This is a genomic window from Pseudomonas sp. LBUM1644 (assembly GCF_059716195.1).
In genome coordinates this window covers 5305497-5320075 of record NZ_CP166812.1, presented here as the reverse complement: position 1 = coordinate 5320075, position 14579 = coordinate 5305497, and the positions used below count along the sequence as shown (strand labels likewise).

Below are 14579 nucleotides of genomic sequence, written 5' to 3'. Positions count from 1 at the left end.
TGCGCTACCACCTACTGAGCGATGAAATTGGAGGTCGTTAGCAGGCTAAGGGGATAGCGCTGTTGCACTGAAAAATGGCACATTGACGCACCTGCGCGTGCGCACCCATCGGCTGTACGGAAATTCTCATGGCTATCAGCAATGCCCAGTCCGGCACAACGCCGGCGTCCGCGACTTCACAAAGCAGCCCCTTGGTCATGCGCATCATCGGCGCGGTGGCGCTGGCGCATTTGATCAATGACCTGATTCAGTCGGTGCTGCCGTCGATCTATCCAATGCTCAAGGCCAATTACGGCCTGACCTTTACTCAGGTTGGATTGATTACCCTGACCTTCCAGCTGACGGCCTCGTTGCTGCAGCCGTGGGTCGGCTACTACACCGATCGCCACCCTAAACCCTGGTTGCTTCCGGCCGGGACGGTCTGCACCTTGATTGGCATTTTGATGATGTCGGTGGTCGGCACGTTCCCGTTAATTCTGCTGGCGGCGGGGTTGATCGGTATCGGCTCGTCGACCTTTCACCCGGAAGCTTCCCGCGTTGCACGCCTGGCCTCGGGTGGGCGATTCGGTCTGGCGCAATCGACCTTTCAGGTTGGTGGTAATGCGGGCTCGGCGTTCGGCCCGTTGCTGGCTGCCGCGATCATCATTCCTTTCGGTCAGGGCCATGTCGCATGGTTCGGGCTGTTCGCCGTGTTTGCGCTGTTTGTGCTCTATCGGATCAGCCGCTGGTACGCCAACCATTTGAGCCTGTTCAAGCTCAAGGCGGGGCAGGCGGCGACTCACGGCTTGTCGAAAGGCCGGGTGACCAGTGCGCTCGTGGTACTCGGGTTGCTGGTGTTTTCGAAGTATTTCTACATGGCCAGTTTCACCAGCTACTTCACCTTCTACCTGATCGAGAAGTTCGACCTGTCAGTGGCGAGTTCGCAGTTGCATCTGTTCCTGTTTCTCGGAGCGGTAGCGGCGGGGACCTTCTTCGGCGGACCGATCGGCGACAAGATCGGGCGTAAGGCGGTGATCTGGTTTTCGATCCTCGGCGTAGCGCCGTTCACCCTGATCCTGCCTCACGTCGATCTGTTCTGGACCAGCATTCTTAGCGTAGTGATCGGTTTTATCCTCGCCTCGGCGTTCTCGGCCATTGTGGTGTATGCGCAAGAGCTGGTGCCGGGGAATGTCGGGATGATTGCCGGGGTGTTCTTCGGCTTGATGTTCGGTTTCGGCGGGATCGGCGCGGCGCTGCTGGGGCACCTGGCGGACGTGCACGGCATCGAATACGTGTACTTCCTGTGTTCGTTCCTGCCGTTGTTCGGGGTGCTGGCGATTTTCCTGCCCAGAACCAAAAAAGCTTAAACCTTAAAAGATCGCAGCCTGCGGCAGCTCCTACATTGGGATGGCGTACACCGTGTAGGAGCTGCCGCAGGCTGCGATCTTTTAAAATCTGTCAGGCACAAAAAAGCCGCGTATGAACGCGGCTTTTTCTTGTGCGAATGTTTTAGACGTTGAAACGGAAGTGCATCACGTCGCCGTCTTTAACGATGTAGTCCTTGCCTTCCAGACGCCATTTACCGGCTTCTTTGGTGCCGGCTTCGCCCTTGTACTGGATGAAGTCGTCATAGGCGATGACTTCGGCGCGGATGAAGCCTTTCTCGAAGTCGGTGTGGATCACGCCAGCGGCTTGTGGTGCGGTAGCACCGACGCGGACGGTCCAGGCGCGGACTTCTTCGACACCGGCGGTGAAGTAGGTCTGCAGGTGCAGCATTTCGTAGCCAGCGCGAATCACGCGATTCAGGCCAGGCTCTTCAAGGCCCAGGGCTTCGAGGAACATGTCTTTCTCTTCGCCGTCGTCCAGTTCAGCGATTTCGGCTTCGATCTTGTTGCAGACCGGAACCACCATGGCGCCTTCTTCTTCGGCGATGGCCTTGACGATGTCCAGCAGCGGGTTGTTCTCGAAACCGTCTTCAGCGACGTTGGCGATGTACATGACCGGCTTGGTGGTCAGCAGGTGGAAGCCACGAATCACCGCTTTGTCGTCGGCGCCCATGCTCTTCATCAGCGTGCGCGCTGGCTTGCCGAGGGTGAAGTGAGCAATCAGTTGCTCCAGCAGGCCTTTCTGGACCACGGCGTCCTTGTCACCACCCTTGGCGTTGCGCGCGACTTTCTGCAGCTGCTTCTCGCAGCTGTCGAGGTCGGCAAAGATCAGTTCCAGGTCGATGATTTCGATGTCGCGTTTCGGGTCGACGCTGTTGGAGACGTGAATCACGTTCTCGTCTTCGAAGCAGCGGACCACGTGGGCGATGGCATCGGTCTCGCGGATGTTGGCGAGGAACTTGTTGCCCAGGCCTTCACCCTTCGAAGCACCGGCCACCAGGCCTGCGATGTCGACGAATTCCATGGTGGTCGGCAGGATGCGCTTTGGATTGACGATGGCTGCCAGGGCTTCCAGACGCGGATCCGGCATCGGCACGATACCGGTGTTCGGCTCGATGGTGCAGAAGGGGAAGTTCTCGGCCGCGATCCCGGATTTGGTCAGGGCGTTGAATAGGGTGGACTTGCCGACGTTAGGCAGGCCGACGATGCCGCAATTGAATCCCATGGTGTTGTCCCCGAGGAGTGAGTCAGGCCTTCTGGCTGTGCAGGTTTTTCATCGCGCGGTTCCATTCCCCGGCGAGGATATCCGGCAGCACGCCGAGGGCAAAGTCGATGCTGGCATCGAGTTTTTCCTGTTCGGCGCGTGGCGCACGACCCAGGACGAAATTTGAAACCATACTGGCTACGCCCGGGTGGCCAATGCCAAGCCGCAAGCGGTAGAAGGTATTCTGATTGCCCAGTTGCGCGATGATGTCGCGCAACCCGTTGTGACCGCCATGGCCGCCGCCCTGTTTGAGTTTGGCAACGCCCGGAGGCAGGTCGAGTTCGTCATGCGCCACGAGGATTTCTTCAGGCTTGATACGGAAGAAACCAGCGAGTGCCGCCACGGCCTGGCCGCTGCGGTTCATGTACGTGGTGGGAATCAGCAGACGAACATCCTGACCTTGATGCGAATAGCGCCCGGTCAGGCCGAAATATTTGCGATCGGCCACAAGGTTTGCGCCTTGTGCGTTCGCGATGCGCTCAACAAAAAGGGCCCCTGCGTTATGCCGGGTCTGTTCGTATTCAGCGCCTGGATTTCCCAGGCCAACGATCAGTTTGATGGCAGTCACGATAGGGGCCCTTCCTTGGAGTGGTGGATAACATCGCCGCGATCAGTCTGTGCGGCGAAAGTGGACGACAAGTGCTCATTTACCATTATGTAAACTCCGCGTTCTCGCCCGCTTTCTCGCTACGTTCCAGTCCGCGATGTTACTTGATCACTCCGGCATCACAGAGTGAATTACTCTGCAGCGCCTTCTTCAGTAGCTTCTGGAGCAACACGTGGGGCGTGAACGTTGGCAACTGCCTTGTCATCACCGTGTGCCAGAGCAACGAACTCAACGCCTTTAGGGGCTTTGAGGTCAGACAGGTGAATGATCGAGCCGACTTCGGCATTAGCCAGGTCAACTTCGATGAATTCAGGCAGGTCTTTTGGCAGGCAGGTCACTTCGATTTCGGAAACAACGTGCGAGATCTCGCCGCCTTTCTTGATCGGAGCTTCTTCACCAACAAAGTGTACAGGCACGATAGCGGTCAGTTTCTGGCCAGCTACAACGCGTACGAAGTCGGCGTGCATCACGTGGCCTTTGGCCGGGTGACGTTGCAGAGCTTTGATGATTACGTTTTGCTTGGTGCCGCCAACGTTCAGCTCGATGATGTGGCTGTAAGCCGCTTCGTTTTCGAGCAGTTTGGCAACTTCTTTAGCCAGCATGCTGATGGATTCAGGGGCTTTTTCGCCACCGTAAACTACAGCTGGAACCAGGCTTGCGAGACGACGCAGGCGGCGGCTCGCACCTTTCCCCAGGTCGGAACGCACTTCAGCATTCAGAGTAAAATCGTTCATGTTGTATCTCCAAAATAACCACATTCGCCCCAGCGTTTGCGACCAGCGCTAAAGGCGATATGGGCAAAAAAGCCCCGCCCCGACAGGAATGCCGGGGCGGGGCGCTTTTCGTCAACGAGATGTTCGAGAAGGGCAGGGCCCTTAACGGAACATCGCGCTGATCGATTCTTCATTGCTGATGCGGCGGACCGCTTCGGCAACAACCGGCGCGATATCCAGTTGACGGATACGCGAGCAGGCTTGAGCAGCAGCGGACAACGGGATGGTGTTGGTCACCACCAGTTCGTCCAGCATGGAATTTTCAATGTTTTCGATCGCCCGACCGGACAGCACAGGGTGAGTGCAGTAGGCGAAAACCTTGGCAGCGCCATGCTCTTTCAGGGCCTTGGCCGCGTGGCATAAAGTGCCGGCGGTATCGACCATGTCATCGACCAGAATACAGGTACGCCCTTCGACATCACCGATGATATGCATCACTTCAGAGTGATTGGCTTTCTCACGGCGTTTGTCGATGATCCCGAGATCCACGCCCAGGGATTTGGCAACGGCACGTGCACGCACGACGCCACCAATGTCCGGGGACACAATCATCAGGTTTTCGAAGCGCTGATCTTCAATGTCATCCACCAATACCGGGGAGCCGTAGATGTTATCTACCGGAATATCGAAGAAACCCTGAATTTGGTCAGCATGCAAATCAACCGTGAGAACACGATCGATGCCGACTACGGTAAGCATGTCAGCAACGACTTTCGCGCTGATAGCCACACGTGCGGAACGCGGACGGCGATCCTGACGGGCATAACCAAAGTAAGGAATAACAGCAGTGATACGAGTAGCCGAGGAGCGGCGGAAGGCATCAGCCATCACTACCAGTTCCATCAGGTTGTCGTTGGTCGGAGCGCAAGTCGGCTGAATAATGAAGACATCTTTACCGCGGACGTTTTCATTGATCTCGGCAGTAATTTCGCCGTCGGAGAACTTACCGACAGAGATGTCACCGAGAGGGATATGCAGCTGACGTACAACACGCCGAGCCAGATCGGGGTTAGCGTTCCCCGTAAAGACCATCATCTTGGACACGCGCAGTACCTAGAGGCTGAGGGTAACCTGGATGAGTATAGGAAAATGGCAGGGGCGGCTGGATTCGAACCAACGCATGGCAGGATCAAAACCTGCTGCCTTACCGCTTGGCGACGCCCCTGTATCTGTTGCAACGATTACCCAGTAATCGATTCCTTTAGAGCAGACTTTGCAGCTTGCGATGCAACATCGAAATGTTGCTTCCCTTTGCTACAAACCCTGTAAGGGTCTCTGTCAGAAGGGCCGAGACTTTATCAGCTTCAGCTTTGCTTGGGAAGCCCCCAAACACACAACTTCCAGTTCCGGTGAGTTTTGCTTCGGTAAATTTACCTAACAAATTCAATGCGTTACGTACATCTGGATAACGCCTTGCTACCACCGGCAAGCAGTCATTTCGACTGTTTCCCTTGGGAACGGGGCGCACTTTAATGGGAGAAGAGTTACGTGTCAACAACGGATCTGAAAAAATTTCTGCTGTACTTACAGATACTTGCGGTACCAGCACGACGTACCACGGTTCTTCGGGTTCTACAGGGGTCAGTTTCTCCCCCACGCCCTCCGCAAAAGCCGCGTGGCCACGCACGAAAACCGGGACGTCGGCGCCCAGCGTCAGGCCCAGCGCAGCCAGTCGATCCTCATCCCAGCCCAGTTGCCAGAGATGATTCAGGCCGAGAAGCGTCGTCGCGGCATTTGAACTGCCGCCACCGATTCCACCGCCCATGGGCAGGATTTTCTTGATCCAGATGTCGATGCCGAGCGAACAAGAGGATTGCTCCTGAAGTTTTTTCGCGGCCTTGACGATCAGATTGCTGTCGTGAGGAACACCCTCGAATTCGGTGTGCAACTGGATTGCGCCGTCGTCGCGCACGGCGAAGGTGATTTCATCTCCGTAATCGAGAAACTGAAAAATCGTCTGCAACTCGTGATAACCGTCTTCACGGCGACCGAGGATGTGCAGCATCAGATTGAGTTTGGCCGGAGAGGGAAGCGTCAAGCGCGGAGCCGTCATGTTCACTGCCCCAATTTGCGAGGTTGCCATTCCTTGATCACCAGCGTGACATCAAGGTCGGTGCCATGCAGTTTGATCCGCTCGGGCAGCCAATAGCCGTTTTGCTCGGCATAGCTCAAATACTCTACCTGCCAGCCGTCCTGTTCCAGGTTGGCCAGGCGACTGTCGGCGTCCAGGGTCAGACGACTCTTGGTGTCGGGGGCCGGAAGTCCGCGAACCCACCAGGCCAGATTGGACACCGGTAATTTCCAGCCGAGCTGTTCTTCGAGCAGCGCTTCCGGAGACGTCGCGTCAAAGCGGCCCTGGTTGGCCACTTCCAGTGAGACTTTGCCGGGGCGCCCGGTCAGGCGCGCCGCACCGCGACCCAGTGGGCCAGAAAGGCGAATATCGTAGTAATCCTGTCGCTGCAACCAGAACAAGGTGCCGCTGCCCGAGTCTTTCGGCGCGCGAATGCCGATTTTGCCGTTGATCTGCCAGCCATCGAGGGCGGCCAGTTGCTGTTTGTACTCGCGCCATTGGGCCGGGTTGCCTTGACCCTGGACCGATTCACGGGCGCCGAAACCCGCGCAACCGGCGAGCAGGGCGATAAAACTGAAAACGACGATGTGGCGCAAAAACATAATCTTAAAGAGTCTCTGATCCGGTCAGGCGCTTGATGGTGCCGCGCAGGGTAGGGCTGTCGGGCTGTTCCTTGAGGAACTTGCCCCAGATTTGCTTGGCTTCGCGCTGTTTGCCGTTGGCCCACAGGACTTCGCCCAGGTGAGCGGCAACTTCCTGGTCGGGAAAGCGATCCAGGGCCTTGCGCAGCAGGCGTTCGGCTTCATCGAGATTGCCCAGGCGGTAGTTCACCCAGCCGAGGCTGTCGAGTACGGCCGGGTCTTCCGGATTGAGCTGGTGAGCCTGTTCGATCAGGGCCTTGGCTTCGGCATAACGGGTTGTACGGTCCGACAAGGTGTAACCGAGGGCGTTCAACGCCATGGCATTGTCGGGATCGCGCTTGATGATCAGTCGCAGGTCTTTTTCCATCTGCGCCAGGTCATTGCGTTTTTCCGCTTGCATGGCCCGGGTGTAGAGCAGATTCAGATCGTCCGGGTATTGCTGCAAGGCTTTCTGCAATACGTTCCAGGCCTTGTCGGGCTGTTTGTTGGCGGACAGCGTTTCCGCCTCGATCAGGTAAAGTTGAATCGCGTAATCCGGTTGTTCGTCGCGCTGTGTCGCCAGACGGCTTTGAGCTTCGGCGGTCCTGCCGTTGTTCATCAGGATATCGGCCTGACGCAATTGCGCTGGCAGGTAGTCGGTGCCCGGGCCTACCTGGGCGTACTCGATCAGCGCACCTTGAGGGTCGTTGCGTTCTTCAGCGATGCGGCCAAGGTTGAGGTGCGCCGAATCGACGTGGCTTTCCCGGGCGATCAAGTCTTCCAGGTAGCCTTTGGCTTCGTCCCAGGCCTTGGCTTCCAGGCATACCAGGGCCAATGAATAACGCAGTTCGTCGTCTTCCGGGTACTGCTGGACCAGGCTCGAGAACTCGGCTTTGGCGTCGTCCATGCGGTCCTGTTCAACCAGCATGCGGGCGTAAGTCAGGCGCAGGCGTTTGTCGTCCGGGTATTTCTTGATGCTTTTTTGCAGCAGAGGCAGCGCTTCGTCGCCACGATTGAGTGTTTGCAGCAAGCGTGCGCGCAGCAGGATCGGGGCGATTTCGCCATCGTCCGGCGGATTGTCTTCCAGCAAGGTCAGCGCGCCCTTGGCGTCGCCGTCCTGTTGCATTAACAGGGCCTTGCCGAAAATCAGCTGACTGTTGTTCGGATGGCGCTGCAATAAACGATCAAAGCTTTTCATCAAGCCGTTGCGCGTGTCCTGGTCGGTGTCGGCCGCGGACAGGGCGAGGAAGTCGAAATGTGTGTCGCCCTTGCCTTGCAAGACCTTCTCCATATAGACCATGGAGTCGTCATAGCGCCCGGCGCGAGCCAGTTGCACGGCAGCTGCCCGTTGGGCCTCAAGGTCGTCCGGGGCGTTTTTCGCCCAGATCAGTGCGGTGTCCAGCGCGGCCTGGTCGGCGCCCAGATACTCGGCGATGCGGAATGCGCGCTCGGAGACGCCCGGGTCCTGGGTGTTGATGGCCTGGGTGACATAGTTGTCCAGGGCAATGTCGAAACGATTGCGCTGGCCAGCCAATTCAGCGCTCAACAGGCTGAAGACGGTTTCTTCGCTGAAGGAACTGTAGACCTTGGGCTTTTCAGGGGCCGGAGTGCTGTCTTCGACCGGCGGCGTACCGTCCGACGAAACGGGTGCCAAGGCCTGGCAGCCGCTGAGGAAGACAAAAGCAAGGAGCAACGCGGAAGATCTATTCATATAGGAAGAGGACGACTAACCTGCGGTCGGATCATCATGACACAAGCCTTCGGCCAAACATAACCGCCCTAACAATTAACCCGCACACCCAAAGCACGATCCTTCGATTGCCGCGATGCGATGCCATTGTAGGAGCTGCCGCAGGCTGCGATCTTTTGATCTAGCTCTTTAAAGTCAAAAGTTCGCAGCCTGCGGCAGCTCCTACAAAAGCGGGTTAACGAGAACCGATCTCAGTCTTCCGCATTGCCTACAGGGGCGATAGATATCGAGTGGTTGTTCTGAATCAGGCGAAGTAGGACAATTGCCGGCTTCACGTCACCATCAGCGACTTTGAATGGCCTTCCTCGCACTCGGTATCAACCACAAGACTGCTTCAGTAGACGTCCGCGAGCGCGTGGCTTTTACCCCCGAGCAGTTGGTGGAGGCGCTGCAGCAGCTCTGCCGACTCACCGACAGCCGCGAAGCCGCGATCCTCTCCACCTGCAATCGCAGTGAACTCTATATAGAACAGGATCACCTTTCGGCTGACATGGTGTTGCGCTGGCTGGCCGATTATCACCATTTGAGCCTCGACGAGCTGCGCGCGAGCAGTTATGTGCACGAAGATGATGCGGCAGTTCGTCACATGATGCGGGTGGCCTCCGGGCTCGATTCGCTGGTGTTGGGCGAACCGCAGATTCTCGGCCAGATGAAATCGGCCTACGCCGTGGCCCGCGAGGCCGGCACCATCGGTCCGCTGCTCGGGCGTTTGTTTCAGGCGACGTTCAACGCGGCCAAGCAAGTGCGTACCGACACCGCCATTGGCGAAAACCCGGTGTCCGTGGCGTTTGCCGCGGTCAGCCTGGCGAAACAGATTTTCAGCGACTTGCAACGCAGCCAGGCCTTGCTGATCGGCGCCGGCGAGACCATCACCCTGGTCGCCCGCCATTTGCATGAGCTGGGGGTGAAACGCATTGTGGTCGCCAACCGCACGCTGGAGCGCGCAAGCATTCTGGCCGAGCAGTTTGGTGCCCATGCGGTGCTGCTCTCGGACATCCCGGCAGAGCTGGTGCGCAGCGACATTGTTATCAGCTCCACCGCCAGTCAACTGCCGATCCTCGGTAAGGGTGCGGTGGAAAGCGCCTTGAAGCTGCGCAAACACAAGCCGATCTTCATGGTGGACATCGCCGTACCGCGCGATATCGAGCCGGAAGTCGGCGAGCTGGACGACGTTTACCTTTATAGCGTCGACGATCTCCATGAAGTGGTCGCCGAAAACCTCAAGAGCCGCCAAGGCGCTGCGCAAGCGGCAGAGGAGATGGTGTCGGTCGGCGCCGAAGATTTCATGGTGCGCCTGCGCGAATTGGCGGCAGTGGATGTGCTCAAGGCCTATCGCCAACAAAGCGAGCGCATGCGCGACGAAGAATTGCAGAAAGCCCAGCGCATGCTGGCCAACGGCAGCAGCGCCGAAGACGTGCTGGTGCAACTGGCGCGGGGCCTGACCAACAAACTCTTGCACGCACCGAGCGTGCAGTTGAAAAAGCTCTCTGCCGAAGGACGCCTCGACGCACTGGCCATGGCCCAGGAACTCTTTGCCCTCGGTGAGGGCTCATCGGATAGCTTTTCGGATAAGAAACCGCAATGAAAGCGTCACTGCTCAATAAGCTGGACATCCTCCAGGACCGTTTCGAGGAATTGACCGCCTTGCTTGGCGACGGCGAAGTCATTTCCGATCAGACCAAATTCCGCACCTATTCCAAGGAATACGCGGAAGTCGAGCCGATTGTCGACACCTATAAACAGTTGCTCAAGGTGCAAAGTGACCTCGAAGGCGCCCAGGCACTGCTCAAGGACAGCGACCCGGACATGCGCGAAATGGCCGTGGAAGAAGTCCGCGAAGCCAAAGAGCAACTGATCGAAATCGAGGCCAGCCTGCAACGCATGCTGCTGCCCAAGGATCCGAACGACGGGCGCAACGTGTTCCTCGAGATTCGCGCCGGCACCGGCGGTGACGAGGCGGCGATTTTCTCCGGCGACCTGTTCCGCATGTATTCGCGTTACGCCGAGCGTCGCGGCTGGCGGGTGGAAATCCTCTCGGAGAACATCGGCGAACACGGCGGCTATAAAGAAGTCATCGCTCGGGTCGAAGGCGAAAACGTCTACGGCAAGCTCAAGTTCGAATCCGGTGCGCACCGCGTGCAGCGGGTGCCGGCCACCGAATCCCAGGGTCGCATCCACACCTCGGCCTGCACCGTCGCGGTGTTGCCTGAGCCGGACGAACAGGAAGCGATCGAGATCAACCCGGCGGATATACGGGTCGATACCTACAAGTCCTCGGGTGCTGGCGGTCAGCACGTCAACAAGACCGACTCGGCGATCCGCATCACGCACTTGCCGTCCGGTATCGTTGTCGAGTGCCAGGAAGAACGTTCGCAGCACAAAAACCGCGCCCGGGCGATGTCCTGGCTGTCGGCCAAGCTCAACGACCAGCAGACCAGCGCCGCCGCCAATGCCATCGCCAGTGAACGTAAGTTGCTGGTGGGTTCCGGCGATCGCTCCGAGCGCATTCGTACGTACAACTTTGCCCAGGGCCGGGTCACCGACCACCGGGTCAACCTGACGCTGTATTCCCTCGACGAAATCCTCGCGGGCGGTGTCGATGCGGTGATTGAGCCGTTGCTGGCCGAGTACCAGGCCGACCAATTGGCAGCGATAGGTGAGTAAATGACGATCATTGCCAGTTTGTTGCGCGCCGCTGATTTGCCGGACTCGCCGACAGCGCGCCTGGATGCCGAGTTGTTGCTGGCCTCGGCGTTGGGCAAGTCCCGCAGTTTTCTGCACACCTGGCCAGAGCGCATCGTGCCCAGCGACGCCGCGCTGAAATTTGCCGACTACCTGCAACGCCGTCGCGGCGGCGAGCCGGTGGCGTACATTCTGGGCCAGCAAGGTTTCTGGAAACTTGACCTGGAAGTCGCGCCACACACCTTGATTCCGCGACCGGACACCGAACTGTTGGTGGAAGCTGCGCTGGAATTGTTGCCCACAACGCCCGCCAAGGTCCTTGACCTCGGCACCGGCAGTGGTGCCATTGCGCTGGCGTTGGCCAGTGAGCGTCCGGCCTGGAACGTCACCGCTGTGGATCGCGTGCTCGAAGCGGTCGCCCTGGCCGAACGCAATCGGCAGCGCCTGCACCTGAACAACGCCACCGTGCTGAGCAGTCATTGGTTCAGCGCCCTGGAAGGTCAACGTTTTCAACTGATCATCAGCAACCCGCCTTACATCGCCTCCGCCGACCCGCATCTGGTGGAAGGCGACGTACGCTTCGAGCCGGCCAGTGCGTTGGTGGCCGGCATCGACGGACTCGACGATCTGCGGTTGATCGTGGCCCAGGCGCCCGCTCACCTTGAAGCCGGTGGCTGGCTGATGCTCGAACACGGTTATGATCAAGCCGAAGCCGTGCGCGATTTGCTGCTGGCCCAAGGTTTTGAAGCAGTCCACAGCCGCACCGACCTGGGCGGACACGAACGTATCAGCCTGGGGCGCTTGCCGTGCTGAATGATCAGGAATTGTTGCGTTACAGCCGGCAAATTCTGTTGCAACACGTCGACATTGACGGTCAGTTGCGACTCAAGGAAAGCCGTGCGCTGATCGTCGGCCTCGGTGGTCTTGGTTCACCGGTTGCACTTTACCTGGCCGCCGCTGGCGTCGGTGAGCTGCATCTGGCGGACTTTGACACCGTCGACCTGACCAACCTGCAACGCCAGATCATTCATGACACCGACAGTATCGGCGTGAGCAAGGTCGATTCGGCGATCCGTCGCTTGAGTGCGATCAACCCGGACATTCAATTGATCGCCCATCGTGCCGCCCTGGACGAAGACTCGCTGGCCGCCGCAGTGGCGGCAGTGGATCTGGTGCTGGACTGCTCCGACAATTTTTCCACCCGTGAAGCAGTTAACGCGGCGTGTGTGGTGGCTCGCAAACCGCTGGTCAGCGGTGCGGCCATTCGCCTTGAAGGGCAATTGTCTGTGTTCGACCCGCGTCGTCCAGAGAGTCCGTGCTACCACTGTTTATACGGGCACGGCAGCGAAGCTGAATTGACGTGCAGCGAAGCCGGTGTCATCGGTCCATTGGTCGGGCTGGTCGGCAGTCTCCAGGCGCTGGAAGCGCTGAAGCTGTTGGCCGGGTTCGGCGAGCCGCTGGTAGGGCGCCTGTTGTTGATCGATGCCTTGGGTTCACGCTTCCGTGAATTGCGCGTCAAGCGTGATCCGGGTTGCAGCGTCTGTGGTACTGCCCATGCGTGAAGCGCCCATTGGCGTGTTCGACTCCGGTGTCGGCGGCCTTTCGGTGCTGGCCGAGATCCAGCGTTTGCTGCCCAATGAATCACTGCTGTACGTCGCCGATTGCGGGAATATTCCCTACGGCGAGAAAACCCCGGAATTCATTCGTCAGCGTTGCAGTGTCATGGCCGAATTTTTTCAGCAGCAGGGCGCCAAGGCGCTGGTGCTGGCCTGCAACACAGCGACGGTGGCCGGCGTTGCCGAGTTGCGGCGCGATTATCCCCGGTGGCCCATCGTCGGCATGGAACCGGCGGTCAAACCGGCCGCCGCCGCCACCCGCAGCGGGGTGGTGGGTGTCCTGGCCACCACTGGCACGTTGCAGAGTGCGAAGTTCGCCGCGTTGCTCGACCGTTTTGCCACCGATGTGCGCGTGATCACACAGCCGTGCCCGGGGTTGGTAGAGTTGATTGAAAACGGCGACTTGCACAGTCCCGCCTTACGCCAGTTACTGGCCAGGTATGTCGAACCTCTGCTTGGCGCCGGGTGCGACACGATAATTCTCGGCTGCACGCATTATCCCTTCCTAAAGCCGCTGCTAAAGCAGATGATCCCTGAGGACATCAGCTTGATTGATACCGGCGCCGCTGTAGCGCGGCAACTTCAGCGCCTGTTGGCCGAGCGTGAATTGCTGGCCGATGGGCCTGTTCGTCTTGCGCAGTTCTGGACAAGTTCTGATCCGCTACATTTTAGAAATATCTTGCCGATACTGTGGAATACCTCGGGCATTGTGCGAAGCTTCGACAAGTAGTTGAGTTTTTGGGGAACACGGGTCATTGGGGTGAACTTCTGATTAGGCGTCGACTTCTATAGCGTGAAGTAACAAAAAAACCATACGAAATTTGTTCGGAAAAGGATGTTTCTAGTGAAGCGACTATTCTGCTTGGCCGCGATTGCGGCCGCTCTGATGGGGCATACTTTTACCGCACAAGCGGCAGGCGTGGAGTTCGGGGTCGGCCAGACCAGCGATTCGACCATGACCTATCGACTGGGTATGCAATTCGATTGGGACAAGAGTTGGTGGCAGAGTGACGTCGGTCGTCTGACCGGTTATTGGAGTGGCGCCTATACCTATTGGGAAGGTGACAAGACCTCCAGCAACAACAGCCTGTCTTTCTCGCCGGTGTTTGTTTATGAGTTTGCCGGTCAAAACATCAAACCGTACCTCGAGGCGGGGATTGGTGTAGCGTTTTTCTCCAATACCGAACTTGAAAACAACAACATTGGCCAGTCATTCCAGTTTGAAGATCGTTTCGGTTTCGGTGCGCGTTTTGCGGGCGGACATGAAGTCGGTATTCGTGCGACGCACTATTCCAACGCCGGTCTCGCCAGTCATAACGATGGTGTAGAGAGTTACTCGCTGCACTACACGATGCCGTTGTAACACTCGGCCAATGTGGGAGCGAGCCTGCTCGCGAAAACGGTCTGTCATTCAACATTACTGTTGAATCTTAAATCGCTTTCGCGAGCAGGCTCGCTCCCACATTTTTAGATCTTCAGTGTCTTGAGAGTCAGCGATACACCGAGGTAATCCCCTGACGCTCGTCGATGCACTCCGGCGAGCCTGTCTCGAATTCCCGACAGATCAGCGGGCGTTTCTCGTAGATGGTGCACATCATCGTGTTGCGATCCAGCGCCGCACACCAGCCGTCATCCAGACGCAGCATGACTTCCCCGCCCCAATCATCGGTATCGATAAAACGATCAGGCACGCCCGTATCGGTGATCAGCATGACTTCGAGCTGGCAGCAGCAGGCTGAGCAGGTCGAGCACGTGACCGCCGTTTCGGCAATTTGCGTGTGGGGAATGGTTTTCATGGCGCGCAGTGTAAGGCAGTGGGGCGGCGCTGTGTG

At 58.2% G+C, this 14579-nt stretch carries 15 protein-coding genes and 1 tRNA gene; 7 read left to right on the top strand and 9 right to left on the bottom strand.

Annotated elements, in window-relative coordinates:
• The first annotated feature begins 128 nt into the window (after nucleotides 1–128).
• The gene (locus tag ACA052_RS24375; protein ID WP_497647149.1) at nucleotides 129–1346 is read left to right on the top strand and encodes an MFS transporter; all 1218 of its coding nucleotides are present in this window, start codon (nucleotides 129–131) and stop codon (nucleotides 1344–1346) included.
• A 142-nt stretch (nucleotides 1347–1488) separates the two neighbouring features.
• Here ACA052_RS24375 and ychF read toward each other — a convergent pair whose 3' ends face one another.
• The 8 genes from ychF to ACA052_RS24335 form a co-directional block, all read right to left on the bottom strand.
• Nucleotides 1489–2589: a redox-regulated ATPase YchF gene (gene ychF / locus ACA052_RS24370; RefSeq protein WP_461967954.1), complete on the bottom strand. Its 1101-nt coding sequence runs from the start codon at nucleotides 2587–2589 to the stop codon at nucleotides 1489–1491.
• Between the two features lie 22 nt (nucleotides 2590–2611).
• Entirely contained in the window at nucleotides 2612–3196 is a 585-nt protein-coding gene (gene pth / locus ACA052_RS24365) for an aminoacyl-tRNA hydrolase (RefSeq protein ID WP_497647148.1), read from the bottom strand.
• A 170-nt stretch (nucleotides 3197–3366) separates the two neighbouring features.
• Complete coding sequence (locus ACA052_RS24360) at nucleotides 3367–3969, bottom strand: 50S ribosomal protein L25/general stress protein Ctc (RefSeq protein ID WP_497650388.1); 603 nt, start codon at nucleotides 3967–3969, stop codon at nucleotides 3367–3369.
• 141 nt (nucleotides 3970–4110) lie between these two features.
• Complete coding sequence (locus ACA052_RS24355; RefSeq protein ID WP_003208392.1) at nucleotides 4111–5052, bottom strand: ribose-phosphate pyrophosphokinase; 942 nt, start codon at nucleotides 5050–5052, stop codon at nucleotides 4111–4113.
• A 46-nt stretch (nucleotides 5053–5098) separates the two neighbouring features.
• Nucleotides 5099–5173: transfer RNA gene (locus tag ACA052_RS24350), tRNA-Gln, on the bottom strand.
• Nucleotides 5174–5209: 36 nt separating this feature from the next.
• Entirely contained in the window at nucleotides 5210–6061 is an 852-nt protein-coding gene (ispE, locus tag ACA052_RS24345; protein ID WP_497650387.1) for a 4-(cytidine 5'-diphospho)-2-C-methyl-D-erythritol kinase, read from the bottom strand.
• Nucleotides 6062–6063: 2 nt separating this feature from the next.
• On the bottom strand, nucleotides 6064–6681 hold the full coding sequence (gene lolB / locus ACA052_RS24340; protein ID WP_497647147.1) for a lipoprotein insertase outer membrane protein LolB: 618 nt from the start codon (nucleotides 6679–6681) through the stop codon (nucleotides 6064–6066).
• Between the two features lie 4 nt (nucleotides 6682–6685).
• Complete coding sequence (locus ACA052_RS24335) at nucleotides 6686–8410, bottom strand: tetratricopeptide repeat protein (protein ID WP_497647146.1); 1725 nt, start codon at nucleotides 8408–8410, stop codon at nucleotides 6686–6688.
• A gap of 334 nt (nucleotides 8411–8744) precedes the next feature.
• Here ACA052_RS24335 and hemA point away from each other — a divergent pair, with 334 nt between their 5' ends.
• From hemA to ACA052_RS24305, 6 genes are all read left to right on the top strand, one after another.
• Nucleotides 8745–10034 (top strand): glutamyl-tRNA reductase, encoded by a 1290-nt coding sequence (gene hemA, locus ACA052_RS24330; protein ID WP_497647145.1) that lies wholly within the window; start codon nucleotides 8745–8747, stop codon nucleotides 10032–10034.
• Complete coding sequence (prfA, locus tag ACA052_RS24325; protein WP_497647144.1) at nucleotides 10031–11113, top strand: peptide chain release factor 1; 1083 nt, start codon at nucleotides 10031–10033, stop codon at nucleotides 11111–11113. Before hemA ends, prfA begins: the two co-directional genes overlap by 4 nt.
• The gene (gene prmC / locus ACA052_RS24320; protein WP_497647143.1) at nucleotides 11114–11944 is read left to right on the top strand and encodes a peptide chain release factor N(5)-glutamine methyltransferase; all 831 of its coding nucleotides are present in this window, start codon (nucleotides 11114–11116) and stop codon (nucleotides 11942–11944) included.
• Nucleotides 11938–12693, top strand: coding sequence for a molybdopterin-synthase adenylyltransferase MoeB (locus tag ACA052_RS24315; RefSeq protein WP_497647142.1), 756 nt, complete (start codon nucleotides 11938–11940; stop codon nucleotides 12691–12693). The genes prmC and ACA052_RS24315 overlap by 7 nt, the downstream gene beginning before the upstream one ends.
• Nucleotides 12686–13477, top strand: a complete 792-nt coding sequence (gene murI, locus ACA052_RS24310) for a glutamate racemase (protein WP_497647141.1) — start codon at nucleotides 12686–12688, stop codon at nucleotides 13475–13477. The genes ACA052_RS24315 and murI overlap by 8 nt, the downstream gene beginning before the upstream one ends.
• Nucleotides 13478–13591: 114 nt before the next feature.
• The gene (locus tag ACA052_RS24305; RefSeq protein ID WP_497647140.1) at nucleotides 13592–14110 is read left to right on the top strand and encodes an acyloxyacyl hydrolase; all 519 of its coding nucleotides are present in this window, start codon (nucleotides 13592–13594) and stop codon (nucleotides 14108–14110) included.
• A 127-nt stretch (nucleotides 14111–14237) separates the two neighbouring features.
• Here the strand turns inward: ACA052_RS24305 and ACA052_RS24300 are convergent, their stop codons facing one another.
• Entirely contained in the window at nucleotides 14238–14543 is a 306-nt protein-coding gene (locus ACA052_RS24300) for a YkgJ family cysteine cluster protein (protein ID WP_497647139.1), read from the bottom strand.
• Nucleotides 14544–14579: the final 36 nt, after the last annotated feature.